The organism is Paenibacillus sp. sgz302148, assembly GCF_056120465.1.
This window is the reverse complement of the sequence record NZ_JBVYOJ010000001.1, coordinates 169,592-183,719: the sequence shown is the minus strand read 5'-3', so window position 1 is coordinate 183,719 and position 14,128 is coordinate 169,592. Positions and strand designations below refer to the sequence as shown.

Annotated in this window: 8 protein-coding genes; 6 read left to right on the top strand and 2 right to left on the bottom strand. The window is 54.1% G+C overall.

What is annotated here, in order from left to right; genetic code table 11:
- Positions 1 to 112: 112 nt before the first annotated feature.
- The gene (locus tag AC0LWM_RS00940) at positions 113 to 2,212 is read left to right on the top strand and encodes a methyl-accepting chemotaxis protein (RefSeq protein ID WP_474673023.1); all 2,100 of its coding nucleotides are present in this window, start codon (positions 113 to 115) and stop codon (positions 2,210 to 2,212) included.
- A gap of 179 nt (positions 2,213 to 2,391) precedes the next feature.
- Positions 2,392 to 4,197: a peptidoglycan D,D-transpeptidase FtsI family protein gene (locus tag AC0LWM_RS00935; RefSeq protein ID WP_474673022.1), complete on the top strand. Its 1,806-nt coding sequence runs from the start codon at positions 2,392 to 2,394 to the stop codon at positions 4,195 to 4,197.
- Here AC0LWM_RS00935 and ytvI read toward each other — a convergent pair.
- On the bottom strand, positions 4,194 to 5,285 hold the full coding sequence (gene ytvI / locus AC0LWM_RS00930; RefSeq protein WP_474673021.1) for a sporulation integral membrane protein YtvI: 1,092 nt from the start codon (positions 5,283 to 5,285) through the stop codon (positions 4,194 to 4,196). The two genes, AC0LWM_RS00935 and ytvI, sit on opposite strands and share 4 nt — an antisense overlap.
- A 136-nt stretch (positions 5,286 to 5,421) precedes the next feature.
- Between ytvI and AC0LWM_RS00925 the strand changes: the two genes are divergently transcribed.
- Entirely contained in the window at positions 5,422 to 6,822 is a 1,401-nt protein-coding gene (locus AC0LWM_RS00925; protein WP_474673020.1) for a polysaccharide deacetylase family protein, read from the top strand.
- Between the two features lie 70 nt (positions 6,823 to 6,892).
- On the opposite strand, the gene AC0LWM_RS00920 is transcribed toward AC0LWM_RS00925, so the two are convergent.
- Positions 6,893 to 7,789, bottom strand: coding sequence for a helix-turn-helix domain-containing protein (locus AC0LWM_RS00920; protein ID WP_474673019.1), 897 nt, complete (start codon positions 7,787 to 7,789; stop codon positions 6,893 to 6,895).
- Positions 7,790 to 8,058: 269 nt separating this feature from the next.
- On the opposite strand from AC0LWM_RS00920, the gene AC0LWM_RS00915 reads away from it, so the two are divergent.
- The 3 genes from AC0LWM_RS00915 (at position 8,059) to AC0LWM_RS00905 (ending at position 14,103) form a co-directional block, all read left to right on the top strand.
- Positions 8,059 to 10,968, top strand: a complete 2,910-nt coding sequence (locus AC0LWM_RS00915; protein WP_474673018.1) for a family 78 glycoside hydrolase catalytic domain — start codon at positions 8,059 to 8,061, stop codon at positions 10,966 to 10,968.
- Between the two features lie 128 nt (positions 10,969 to 11,096).
- Positions 11,097 to 11,744 carry a carbohydrate-binding family 9-like protein gene (locus AC0LWM_RS00910; RefSeq protein WP_474673017.1) on the top strand — a complete coding sequence of 216 codons (648 nt, stop codon included), beginning with the start codon at positions 11,097 to 11,099 and terminating at the stop codon, positions 11,742 to 11,744.
- Between the two features lie 289 nt (positions 11,745 to 12,033).
- Positions 12,034 to 14,103 carry a bifunctional aldolase/short-chain dehydrogenase gene (locus tag AC0LWM_RS00905; RefSeq protein ID WP_474673016.1) on the top strand — a complete coding sequence of 690 codons (2,070 nt, stop codon included), beginning with the start codon at positions 12,034 to 12,036 and terminating at the stop codon, positions 14,101 to 14,103.
- The last annotated feature ends 25 nt before the right edge of the window (positions 14,104 to 14,128 follow it).

Below are 14,128 nucleotides of genomic sequence, written 5' to 3'. Positions count from 1 at the left end.
TGTTCTAGGCAAAGGAATTATGAAAGCGCTGTCGAATCATCTATTTTAATGTCATATGAACCAAAATTACATAAGGGATGACTCACTAATCGATGCTTAGGGGCGTGCATGGATGAACAAGGTTGAGGGAATCAAACGCAAGCAATTGGGGAATATCTCCGTGATGCAAAATCCATTGAAATCGGTTGGCATGAAGCTGTTTCTTATTTTCTTCAGCAGCATTGTCGTATTCGTACTGGCTGTAGGCTTGTTGTCGTACAACATTTCAGCCGTCATCATCGAGAAGAAGATGTCCGAGTCGAACAACCAGACGATTATTCAAGCTGCGGGTAAATTGGACTTGCTGTTCCAGACTCTCGAAGATACGACGATGCAAATATTCCTTGATAAAGATATTCAAAAATACACATCGAAAAATAATCAAACGTCCGATACCTATGAACGGCTGATGCAGGTTCAGGGTATGGAGCAGAAGCTGCAGGGCTTCCTGCTGGCGAACAAAACGCTGCGGAACATCTTCATGATTCCGATCGTCTCCGGCGATACGTTCCAGCAGTTCAATGCGGGGAGCGGAGCGTTGGACCTCGAGAAGGCGCATGCTTCGCCATGGTTCCAAACGACGGTCAAGCAGGATGGGCGCCCGGTGTGGATCCGAACGCAAAAATCCGGATTTAACGGAAACGCTGCGCCGTCCATCGGGATCGCCCGCGTGCTGACCAATCCGCTGACGAGCGAGAAAAACTACGTCGTATTGCTCGAGATCGAATTGTCGGCGCTGCGCCAGGAGCTGGGAGATAAGCTGCTAGGCGAAGCCGGCGTCGTGCAAATTATCGATTCGACGAACAAATTCATTAGCTCCGCCGATGACAAGCTGCTGGAGCAGCAGTCGGACATCGAGCTGCCGATCGATCCGAAGACGAACATCTTCGCGGCGTCCGGCACGCTGCAAGCGGCTTCGCAGTCGGGCGAGGACCGGCTCGTCGCCTATAAGAAGTTCGGACATATGGATTGGTATCTGGTCGGATCGGTGCCGGTCAGCGAACTGGTGAAAGATGCCGCCTTCATCCGGGAAATTACGATTTATGCAGCGCTTATCGCGGCCGTGCTCGCCATTGGGATCGGCATCGGCGTTGTGTTCATGATCGGACGTCCGATCGGCCAGCTGCGCAATCTGATGAACGAAGGGGAGCAAGGCAACCTGACGGTTCGGACGAAGCTGAAGCGCAAGGACGAAATCGGGCAGCTCGGACAAAGCTTCAATCAGATGATGGATCAAATTACGAAGCTGGTCCAGCAGACGAACGTAACGGCGCAAGAAGCGTTCGAGACGGCGCAGCAGCTGTCCGAGGTGTCGAAGAAAACGGCCGGATCGGCCAAAGAAATCGCATTTGCTACGGAGGAGATCGCCGCGGGTGCTTCCAGTTTGGCAAGCGAGGCGGAGAAAGGCACTGACCTGACCCAGCATATCGGCCTGCAGATGAAGCAGGTTATTGACGCCAACCTGCAGATGGGGGCTTCGGCCGGCGAAGTCGAGCAGGTGAGCAAGCAAGGGACGGCATATATGACGGAACTGATCGAGAAAACGAATGCGACGGAGGAAATGACCCGCTCCATGGTCGAGAAGGTCGACCGATTGAAGGAAAGCACGCGCTCGATCCGTAAAATCCTCGACGTGCTGAACAATATGACGAAACAAACGAACATTTTATCGCTTAACGCTACGATCGAGGCTGCACGGGCCGGCACGGCGGGCAAAGGATTCATGGTCGTCGCCGACGAAATCCGCAAACTTGCCGAGCAATCCCGGGATTCGATTCAAGTGGTCGGTCAAATTACGGAGACGATTCAACGCGAGATTGACGAGACGGTCGATGTACTGTCGGCGGCGTACCCGATTTTCCAAGAGCAAATCGTATCGGTGAAAGAAGCGAATTCCATCTTCGTTTCCGTGCAAGGCCAGATGGGCGGATTGATTCAGCGTCTCGACGGCGTTACGGGTTCGATCCAGCAGTTGGATCAATCGCAGCTGAATCTCTCGCAGGCGATGATGAGCGTCAGCTCGGTTGCAGAGCAGTCGTCGGCCACATCGGAAGAGGTTGCTTCCCTGTGCAACGAACAGATGAACATCGGAACGGGGCTCGTCCATTTGTCCGACAAGCTGGACGATGTGTCGTCGCGGCTGAAGGAGTCGTTGTCGAGCTTCAGAGTATAATGATTCGGATGGGTTCGATGCCTATCCTCGGGGGATTCCCGGGGATAGGTTTTTTGCATGGACGGGACTACACCCCGGGGCTGTTTTCCATCGCGAACCGACTAATGTCCATGACTCTCGTACATACTGTTAACGTCTTGCGATGAGAGTTCGTTGATAAAAGGAAGGCTGACCATACGATGCAAATCCGGCTGCGGAAACGGATGTTTATGATTTTGTTGATTGTTTCGCTTATTGTCGCTTTTGATATCGGAAGACTGGCATGGATTCAGCTCGTGGCGCCGGCCCGACATTCGGCACAGGAGGCGAGTCTCGTACAGGCTTCCGTGAACCAGCGGGAACGAGGAATCACGTTAGATAGCGGGCGAGGCCACTTTGTTGATCGGAATGGTCGCTTCATTACTGGGCAGACCGTACAAGCGCTTGTCGTCTATCCTGTTAACGAGCGTTACCGCGGCGGACCGGAGCAAATGAAAGAGTTGGCCTCACGGCTTGAAACATCGGAATCGAAGCTCAAGTCGTTTATAGCGGAGCTGAAGGAACCGTCCGTATGGCCGGATGCGAAGCGTAAAGGCGTGCCTTATGCGTTAACGGAACGGCAAGCGGAGGAAATCCGGAAGCTGCGTATCGGCGGGACGGCGGTTATGCCGATGCGAATTCGATACCCCGCATCGGTTGCGGCCAATCAGACGATCGGTTATATCGGAGAAAATCCGGAACGGCTTCAGTCTGAATTCGGGGACAAGCTGGAATCCGGCGCGCTCAAGCTTAACAGTCAGATCGGCGCATCGGGGCTTGAAAAAACGTTTAACGACATTCTGCAAGGGATCGGGCCTACGGTCGTGTCGCATTTTACGGACGGCCGGAAGCGGCCGCTGCACGGACTCGATTTGCGGGTCATGGCGCCGGACAACCGTTATTATCCGCTGCAGGTCGTTACGACGCTCGACCTCGACATTCAACAACGGATCGAAGCGTATTTGGACAAGATCGGCTTCAACGAAGGCGCCGTCGTCGTGCTTGATGCGCTGCGCGCCGATGTGGTCGCCACCGTGTCACGGCCGGGATTCGACCCGTATGCGATCGATTTGGCAGCCGGTTCTTGGGGGAATAAGGCCGTAAAGGCATACCCTCCCGGCTCGATCTTCAAAACCGTTATCGCCGCGGCGGCGTTAGGGGAAGGCGTAGCACGGCCGAAAGAACGGTTCGAGTGCCATGGCGAGTACGGCAAATATGGCTTCTCCTGCTGGAAGCGGGGAGGACACGGAACGCTGACGTTCGATGAGGCTTTCGCTAAGTCTTGCAACATTACCTTCGCCAAAATAGCGGAAAGGTTAACGTTTACGCAGCTTCGGCGTTATGCCGATATGCTCGGTTTGGGGCGTACGGTCGGATGGCGCGACGATTCGTTCCTGAACGGCAAGCCGCTAGTGCAGTGGGATGGCGAAGAAGCGGGTCGGATTATCGCGACGGGAGCTCCGAACAACGATCAGGGCATACTTGTGCAGACGGCGATTGGCCAGCGCGACGTTCTTGTCACGCCGCTGCAGGCTGCCAATCTGGTCGTTACGCTTCTTAACGGAGGCAAGGTACAAGCACCTCGCGTCGTCCAAGAGATTCGGTACGCGAACGGGCAATTGATGGCGGAGCTGCCGCCTCAATCGGCCGTTTCGAAATCAGGGAGAATTACGTCCGGCACCGCGAACCGGCTGTTGGAATGGATGGAGCTTGTCGTGGACCGCGGAACCGGACAATCGCTACAGCAGGCCAAATGGCGGCTCGCCGGCAAATCCGGCACGGCGCAAGCGACGGATCAAGGACGGCGTGTCAACGACCAATGGTTCATCGGGTATGGTCCGGTCGGGGCACCGCGATATGCCGTTGCCGTCGTTGCGCTGAATCGGCCGGAGCAAAGCGCCGCACTGTCGCAGCAAGCTTTTCGCGGGGTGATGGATATTTTGGCGGAAACAAAAAAGAGCCGTTAAGACGGCTCGAATTCTTCTTTGGGCATATGAATCCACTTGTGGAAGTAACCGTGGTCGTATAATGCTTTGATCAGAATCATCAGGATCGGAGACAAGATCATGCCGGCGACGCCGAACAGCGATAGCGAAATGATCATGAACGACAGCATCGTAAAAGCGGATACGCCAAGCGTGTTGCCCGTAATTTTAGGTTCGAGGATTTGCCTTAAGATCATGACGATACCCAGTAATACGAGCAGCCAAATGGCGAGCGTGGTATTGCCGACGACCAGCAAATAAATGATCCACGGGATGAAAATGACCGGTACGCCAAGCAGTGGCAGGATATCGAAGACGGCCGACAGCAGCGCGATCGAGAAGGCGTTGTCCACTCGGAGAATCAACAGCGCAATGAATATAATAATAAACGTTATGCTGACCAACTTGAACTGTGCTTTGAGGTATCCGCCTATACCTTTGAGCACGTTTTCTTTGAGGAAGAAAAAAGCCATTTTGAACGTTTTGGGCGTTTTGTCGCCGGCGATTTTTTTCCAGTCGTTAATTTCTACGCTGAGGAAATACGCAAGAATGATGCCGATCGCAAAATTAACCAAAAATGTGGAGAGGGAAGTCAAAAAATGAAACAGCATCCCGATGAAGCTTGCGGCCAGCGCAGAGCCCTTATCCGTGATCAGCTTCACGTATTCCTCCACTTTGTCTGTCAGGTCCGGAGGCAAACCTTCGATTTGCTCTTTGATCATATCGATGTTGATGGAGAAATTCGCTTGCAATATTCTTGCATAATCGGGCAATTTGTTGATCAATCCCGTAATTTGCGAAGTGAATATCAATCCTGCTCCGATGAACGATCCTACGATAATGAGCGAAAACATGAGAATGGATATCGCCGAGGCAATCGATTTTTTGATGCCGCGCCGGTTCAGAAACTTCGCGAACGGCTCGATGATCGCATAAATTAGGAAAGAAAGAAGAATGGGCGTGGCGATTTTGTAAATATAACTGAACGTCAGCATTATCAAATAAACGGTCAGTACGATGAGGCCGATATCAAACGCCGTCCTCCAATATTTTTTGTAAAACGTGATCATGTATTCTTCTCCTTTTCCATCAATATACATAGATTGTACTATACATTTTTATCAATTGCACAAAAACTGGGCTCAAATTTCAAACAGAATGTGATACAATAGAATTGGCTATTTAAGAGAATAGGGGACTGGTCTCATGGAGAATTTGCTGCTATGGGGTTTTTACTTTTTAACGTTTTATGCGTTTCTCCCCGGTCTGATCAGTCGTATATTCGGTTTTCGCGTATTTAAGAAAGGATTGTCCGACCGAGATATCGCGCTAACGTTTGACGATGGACCAGATCCGGTCTATACCCCGATCCTTCTGGATTTATTGAAGCGCCACGGCGTAAAAGCGACTTTCTTCGTCGTAGGCGTAAATGCGGAGAAACATCCGGACATCATTAAAAGGATGCATGACGAGGGACACGTGATCGGCATCCATAATTATGTTCACAAGAGCAACTGGCTAATGCGCCCAGGGACCGTGAAAGAGCATATCCGGCGCACGGCCGAACTTATCGAATCGATAACGGGGAAGAAGCCCTGCTTCTACCGCCCGCCATGGGGGATTGTTAATTTATTCGATTTTTCGAACCTCGGCTTTCTGCAAATTATATTGTGGTCGTCGCTGTTCGGCGATTGGCGCAAGCGGGTAGGTCCGGTACGGATGCGGAAACGGATCATGAAAAAAATACGCGGCGGCGAGGTGCTGCTGCTTCACGATTGCGGCCAGACGCTGGGAGCCGATTCGATCGCGCCGAAACATATGATCGAAGCGCTCGACTTGGTGCTTGAGGATTCGCTGAAGCAAGGCTTCCGATTCGTTCGCATCGACGAGATGATACGGATCACGGATTCGAACAAGGCCAAGCAATTAAGCCCGGCCAAGAAAGTAGCCGTTACGTTGTGGCTGGCTTGGGAGAAAGTGTTTCATGTTCTGTTCCGTCTGCAGCCGGTTCAGGAGAAAGATACGGTATTCCATATCCGGGTCCGCAAATATTCAGGGCAAACGCTGGTCATGAACGACGGCGAGACACTGAATAAAGGCGATCGGATCGTTGAGCTTCATCTGGACAATAACCGATTGTTCGAAATGGGCATGAAATCGCGATCCACGATGCATACGGCCATTCAATTGATTCGAGCAGTGGAAAAAGGACTGCCGCCGCTGGCGAAAATGATTGGCAGCGATCCTCAATATGACGACGTCAAAGCCGTTTATGGCGTAAGCATGATCAACCGTGGCTCGGAGCAATTCGGGTTTACGGTGCTTGACTTGCCACAAGGGCCTTTTGCATTTTTCACGCGTATTTACCTGCGGCTGCTGCTTCGGGTCATCCACCCGAGCGGGAAAAACCGGCTGCGCGACCGATCGGTCATCCTTATTCCGAAAATTCTCGTCATGTCGATGAATGTGCTGCGCGATCGCTTTAGTATGCCGAAGCCGGCCGTACCGGCTGAGAAACCGGTCAAGGAGCCTGCTAAGGAGCCGGTCGTGCTGTCGCTTGCCGCAGACTATGAACAGGGCATAGGCAAAACGCCGCCCGCCATTTGAAACAACCTCCGAACCGTCCCGTTCGGAGGTTGTTTGCATGTTCGGGATGTAATCGGCACTAACTCGGCGGTTAATCCGCGCCGGTACCGTTGCCGGGCTGCCTGCCATAGCGGTATTCGCGCGGCGTCAGGCCGGTGTGGCGCTTGAACAGGCTGGCGAAATACTTCATGTCCCGATAGCCGACGGCGGCCGCGATTTCCGATACGCTCAACTCGGTTTCGCGAAGCTGTCTGCAGCACGAATCGATGCGAACATGCCGGCTGAATTCGTGGAACGTCTGTCCCGTATGCGCCGCGAAGCGCCGGTGAAACTGACGCTCGGACAAGCCGACGGCGTCGGCGGCCTGTCGCGTGGTCAGCGGTTCGCCGGGGTGCCGCTTCAGCCGGGCGATCAGCCGTTCCATTCCGCCGGCGAGACCACGTCCGATGGAAGAAGCGCCTTCTGTGCCGCGCACGATCGTCACCAGCAGCTCGATAAACGCCGCATAAACGACGGCGGAATAATGCGGCGGACATTGCCGGAATTCATCGTAAAGCTTGACGAACAATCGCTCGAATTGCTGATCGTTGTCCTTCAGTTGAAGGTATGGATGTTCTCCCGTGCAGTCGGGATGTTCCCTGATCGTATCCAGAATGGACCGTACTGGAAACACGGAATCGAGCAAGTCGGTCGCCTCCAGGCGGAATATGCAATTGTAGATGATGATCGGGTTTTTCCCGCTCGTGGAGCTAGGGCGAAACACATGCGAAGTCCCGACCGGGATAAAGAACAGATCTCCCTTGGAAACGGGGACCGTTCGATCGCCGATGTAGTGGAAGCCGCTACCTTCGCTAACGAAGCTGATCTCGACAAAATCGTGATCGTGCTGGGATAATACAAAAGATTCGCTCACTCGATTGACGAAAATCGGCAGCTCGGGGCGGAATAATATATCGCCGAACGTCGTCGTGACCGTTTTTTTGATCATAGGCGGTTTGCTCCTTCCTCGTGGATTGATCATCAATTTGACGGCATACGGGCATCTATAGCAAGCTAGGACAATTGAATTGGCAATAAATTTTCGAATTCCGGTATTGTTTGCAAGCTTTCGATGACATATTACACCCCTAAAATGACATAATCAACCCCTTATCGTTCTTCGGATAGCGATTACAATGAAAGCATGAGGCGCGGTTATGACATGTGAAGTTATTTCAGATTCCGTGAAGGATCGAGGATGAGGGGGACTGGATCGATATGGATGCTAAAAATAAGGAATGGCAGGCACAGTGGATCTATGCGGAAGGCGAAGAAAGCCCGCGCAATGAATGGAGATGCTTTCGCAAATCGTTTGTGATGGATGGCGATGACTGGGAGACAGCAGAGCTGTCGATTACCGCCGACTCGCGTTATGTTGTTTACGTGAACGGCGTTCAAGTCGGTCGCGGGCCGGTTCGTTCTTGGCCGTTCGAGCAGTTTTACGATACATACGAGGTCGGCCATTTATTGAAGCCCGGCCAATCGAATACAGTTGCGGTGCTCGTGATGCATTACGGCATTTCGACGTTCAGTTATTTGCGGGGACGCGGAGGCTTGCTCGCGCAATTGGAGCTGTCGGGCGACGACGGAGCGCTGCGTACGGTTACTATCGCTACGGACGATACTTGGTTGACTGCGCGGCATGAAGGCTATGATCGTCATACGCAGCGCATGTCGTGCCAGCTTGCTTTTGCCGAGAAGGTGGATGCGCGATTATGGCCGGGAGACTGGATGGAGACGGCCTTCTCCGATGCCGGATGGAGCGCGGCGTCCGTCCTGGGCCCGGTCGGCACGGCACCTTGGACGAAGCTGGTCCCGCGGGATATTCCGCATCTGACGGAAGAACCGATGTCGCCCGCTCGCGTGTTGACGCTGCTTGAGGTGAAGCCGGTGTCGTGGGCGGCTGCGATCGATTTGCGTTACGCAATGGACCCGGCGAGCGCCGCTCATGCGAATCCGACCGCTTGGGTCGGCGCGATTGGGACGGTCATTCGCACGGAGCGGCCTGCGAAGGCAGTGCTTGGTTTTACATACGGCATGCTCGGGCGCAACGTTTGCGTATTAAACGGCAGAAAGTATCAAGGTAACGATTTTTATGGCGTATCGCCGGAAAAATACGTGGAAGTCGATCTGAAGGCAGGCGACAATTTGCTGCTCGTCGATGTCACCGGCGGCGATCACGGATCCGGATACCGGATAGCCATCGATAGCGAGCAGCCTTTTGAAGTCGTTTCGCCGTACGCTTCGGGTTCCTCCGATTCGGTGTTGTTCCAGGTAGGTCCGTTCGACGTGCGGACATGGATCGATTTTATCGAAGTGCCGGGCATGACGTACGATCACGAGGTGCTGCAGGCATGCCTTACGGCGTCGGAGGCTGGCGAGCTTGAGCCACATCGGGATTGGATCCGCCCGATGCCGGATGCCGCCGTCAGCGAGGAGGATGTATTCGCGCTGTCGGTGTGGAAACGCAGCTCCGTATCGCATCGCATTCCGCTCAAAATGCAGAATGCGGTCATTCCGAATGCGGCGCCCGCCGTCATTCCGCATTATGAAGGGGCGGATACGGAACTGGTCATCGATTTCGGCAAGGAGTTGTCCGGATATATACAATTCGATGTCGATGCGCCGGAGGGCACGATTCTGGATATGTACGGCTTCGAATATATGCGCGACGATTATCGTCAGGATACGTACGCACTGGACAATACACTGCGATACGTCTGCAAAGGAGGCAGACAAACATATGCATCTCCCGTACGCCGGGGGCTGCGGTATTTGATGCTGACCGTGCGATATCCGGAGGCGTCGTCCAAACCGGTGAAGCTGTACCATGTCGGGATGATCCAAAGCAATTACCCGGTTGCCGATATCGGCAAATTCCAATGCTCCGATCCGCTGCTAAACGACATTTGGCGGATTAGCAGGCATACGACGCGGCTATGCATGGAGGATACGTTCGTCGATTGCCCGGCTTATGAACAGACGTTCTGGGTCGGCGACAGCCGCAACGAAGCGATCGTGAACTATTACGTTTTCGGCGATCATGAGATCGTTAAGCGCTGTTTGAGACTGGTACCGGGTTCACGGGTGCAAACGCCGCTGTATAGCGATCAGGTGCCGAGCGGCTGGTCGAGCGTCATTCCGAACTGGACGTTCTTCTGGGCGATTGCTTGCTACGAGTACAGCATGCATACCGGCGACAAGGCGTTTGCCGCGGAAATATGGACGCAGGTGCGATTCACGCTCGACCATTACTTGGAGAAAATCGACGAGCGCGGGCTGCTCCATATGCGAGGTTGGAATTTCTTCGACTGGGCGCCGATCGATCAGCCGCATCACGGCGTCGTAACGCACCAGAACCTGTTTCTGGTCAAAACGTTGCGTTGCGCGGCCGAGCTTGCTTCGTTCGCCGGACCGGCCGAAGAAGGTGCAGGTTACGTTGCCGCAGCGGATCGGTTAAGCGATGCGATCAACGCTCATCTGTGGTCGGAGGAGAAGATGGCGTACGTCGATTGCATTCATGCCGACGGGCGTTATTCCGATATATTCAGCATGCAGACGCAGGTCGTCGCTTTGCTGTGCGATATTGCGCAAGAGGAGCGCCGAGCCGCCATCGAGCGATATATGAGCGCGCCGCCGGCATCTTTTGTCCAAATCGGCAGTCCGTTCATGTCATTCTTCTATTATGAAGCGCTCACGAAGCTCGACAAAACGGGTTTGATGCTGGATGACATTCGCCGCCATTATGGGCAAATGCTCCGTTACGATGCGACGACTTGCTGGGAAATGTACCCGAGCTTCGCGGAAAATCGGGCAAATCCGGCGATGCTGTCCCGAAGTCATTGCCATGCGTGGTCGGCGGCACCGGGATATTTCCTCGGCGCGAACGTGCTCGGCGTACGCAGCGCGGCTCCCGGCTGGGCGAAGGTAATCGTCGCTCCGGAGCCGTGCGATCTCACCTATGCGCGAGGCACTATGCCGCTGCCTGATGGCGGTACGATCGACGTCGACTGGGAGCTGGATGAGGCCGGCGCCATGAGTCTGCGGGTGTGGGCACCGCGCGGAATGGAGTTGGACGTTCGCCTGCCGGAGGGCTTCGCAGGCAGTATCGAGCGTTATGAGGTGTAGGTACGAAGCACATACAGCAAAGTCGAAGTATGTATTTGTCCGACGATAAGCCACACAAAGTGGACGTATGCATTTGTCCGGGGATAAGCTACAATGGAGAGTAAATGAAGGAACCGGAGGGATCGTACTTGGACTCGATTTTACCGAAAATACCGCACTATGAATGCCCGCATGTTCCGCGGATGAACGTTGATGCTGACGATGCGTCATGGCAAGGCGTGCCATCGATTGAGCTCGTCGATACGGCGAGTGGGGCGCGCACACGGCTTTTTACGACTTTTCAAGCTTGTTGGAACGACGAATCGTTATACGTCCGTTTCGTATGCGAGGACGACCGCATCGTGGCGACGATGACGGAGCATGACGATCCGATATACGACGAAGACGTCGTTGAGCTGTTCGTCAGCGAGACAGGACGACTTGATTCCTACAAGGAATTCGAGCTGAGTCCGGCGAATGTGAAGTTTGATGCCGCGATTCGTAACAATCTGCAAGGGTCCATCTCGGTCGACACCGGCTGGCATGCGGATGGGTGGAACACGCTTCTATCTTCTGTTCCGGGACAGGACGGGCGCACGCTTCGAACGTATGTATGGGAGCTGCCGTTCCGCAACTTCGAAGGTGGCAAACCTTCCGTCGGCGACGAATGGCGCATGAACGCCTACCGGATCGACCGCGCCGAGCGGAGTGAAGAAGATTGTTATTCGGCTTGGTCGGTGACTGGGCTTATCGATTTTCATAAACCGGAACGGTTCGGGATTTGCCGATTCGTCTAATCGATCGGGGTTCGGGGTTTATTGAAATTAGGTTTGATTTATATAATTTGTTTGTTCTATTTGATTTGTTTGTTTTGTAGGAGTCAATCTGTCGCTTTCTAGGGAAGCGGTGGGTTGGCTTTTTTTATTTATATTTTGATATTTGTTTTGTTGACCTTTGTTTGTTTGAATAAATAAGCAGAAAAATAGTTTTTCGAGGTGTATTCAAAAATAATAGTTGTTGTGATACAATCATAAAAGTAAACAAACAAATATAAACGGATACAAACAAAGATGGCGAGGGGAAGTTATGGTCAAGAGCTTATGGGATGAAACCAAAGCTTCGGCACTGCCGCAAGGCGTGGAGGAGCTGGCGTACCGTTCGAATTTGTTAGGGACGGATCGCTCGATTGCCAATTGGGGCGGCGGCAATACGTCGATGAAAACGACTCAGCGCGATTTCCGCGGTCGCGAGGTCGAGGTCATGTGGGTAAAAGGAAGCGGGTCCGATCTTGCGACGATGCAGGCGAAGCATTTTACGGCGCTGCGGATGGAGGACATTCGGCCTCTGATTGAGCGCGAATCGATGACGGACGAGGAGATGGTCGCTTATTTGGCGCATTGCATGGTCGATGCCAAGCACCCGCGCGCATCGATCGAAACGCTGCTGCATGCGTTCCTGCCGTTCCGCCATGTCGATCATACGCATCCGGATGCAATCATCAGCATCTGCTGCGCCGACAACGGACGACAAATCGCGGAGCGCATTTACGGCAACCGCTTCGTTTGGGTTCCTTATGTTCGTCCGGGCTTCACCTTATCGAAGATGATCGCCGAAGGCGTCCGCGCGAACCCGCAAGCGGAGCTCGTCCTGATGGAAAAGCATGGTCTGGTTACTTGGGGCGAAACTTCGCTCGACAGCTACAACAAGACACTGGCGATCATTCAGGAGGCTGAGCAGTACATCGAAGCGCAGGTTGATGCGGGTTATCTGTTCGGCGGAGCGAAGTTCGCGCCGCTTCCGGCCGAGGACCGCAAACGGCTCGTCGCCGAAGTGATGCCGGTTATCCGCGGCGCCGTCAGTGGCGGTAAGCCGATGCTGCTCTCCTACGACGACGGCGGTGACGTGCTTCAGTTCGTCAACAGCCGAGATGCGGCGCAGCTGTCCCAGGTGGGCGCGGCTTGTCCGGACCATCTGGTCCATACGAAGATGACGCCGCTGTTCGTCGATTGGGAGCCGTCGGTTGACGATGGAGCCGGGCTGGTAGCGAAGGTGAAAGCAGGAATCGAGCGGTTCAAAACGGAATATAAACAATATTTCGAACGAAACCGGAACGATGGCGATACGATGTTCGACGCCGCGCCGCGGGTCATTCTTATCCCCGGCATCGGCATGGTGAACACGGGCAAAAGCCGGGCGTTGTCGCTCGTGAGCGGCGCCTTGTACCATCGGGCGATCGCCGTCATGCGCGGTGCTACGACACTCGGACAATTCGTATCGCTGAGCGAAAACGAATCCTACAATGTCGAGTATTGGCCGCTTGAGCTTTATAAGCTGACGCTTGCGCCGGCTGAAGCGGAGTTTTCGCGCAAAGTCGCCCTGATCACAGGCGGAGCCGGCGGTATCGGCAGCGCTACGGCGCGCAGGCTTGCAGCCGAAGGGGCGCATGTCGTGCTGGCCGACTTGAATCTGGAGGGCGCGCAGAAGGTCGCCCAAGAGATCAACGGGTCTTACGGCGAAGGCCGCGCCTTGGCGCTGCGGATGGACGTGACGCAGGAGGCCGATATCGAAGCGGCTTATGCCGAGACGGCGTTGTTCTACGGAGGTCTGGATATTCTCGTGAACAATGCGGGGCTTGCGACGTCCAGTCCTTTTGACGAAACGACACTTACGGAATGGAATTTGAATATGAATGTCCTCGGGACGGGGTATTTTCTCGTGGCCCGCGAAGCGTTCAAGCTGATGAAACGGCAAGCGATCGGCGGAAGCATGGTATTCATCGGCTCCAAAAACTCGGTTTATGCCGGCAAAAACGCATCGGCCTACAGCGCCGTCAAAGCGCTCGAAGCCCATCTCGCGCGCTGCATCGCGGCCGAGGGCGGGGAGCATGGCATCCGCGTCAATACGATTTTGCCCGATGCGATCCTGCAAGGCTCCGCGATCTGGAATTCGAGCTGGCGCAATGAACGTGCGGCCGCCTACGGCATTGAGCCCGATCAGCTGGAGGAATACTATCGCAAAAGGACGACGCTGCTCGTGAACATTTATCCGCAGGACATTGCGGAAGGAATCGCGTTCTTCGCTTCGTCGAAGGCTGCGAAAACAACCGGCTGTATGCTGACGATCGACGGCGGCGTTCCGGCGGCGTTCACGCGATAGGCGGGGATGTTAGGTTGCGAGATTT